1 tRNA gene is annotated in these 218 nt (G+C 51.4%); it reads left to right on the top strand.

Annotated elements, in window-relative coordinates:
- The first annotated feature begins 138 nt into the window (after positions 1–138).
- Positions 139–215: transfer RNA gene (locus HII27_RS27000), tRNA-Arg, on the top strand.
- Positions 216–218 lie beyond the last annotated feature (3 nt).

The following is a 218-nucleotide window of genomic DNA, read 5'->3' as shown; positions in this document are numbered from 1 at the left end:
GGCTACGAACCGAGCGGTCGGAGGTTCGAATCCTCCCGGATGCACCATCTTCTCTGAGATAACGCATTAGCGTTGTTACAGAAAATCGATAACGCTTTAGCAGCGATATCAAATCTGCAGTAAAGTAAGTTTCCCGATGCATCCGTAGCTCAGCTGGATAGAGTACTCGGCTACGAACCGAGCGGTCGGAGGTTCGAATCCTCCCGGATGCACCATCT

Source organism: Kluyvera sichuanensis, assembly GCF_014218705.1.
GTDB classification, from domain to species: Bacteria; Pseudomonadota; Gammaproteobacteria; order Enterobacterales; family Enterobacteriaceae; genus Kluyvera; species Kluyvera sichuanensis.
The sequence above is the reverse complement of the archived record's forward strand: the minus strand, read 5'-3'. Positions and strand labels throughout refer to the sequence as shown.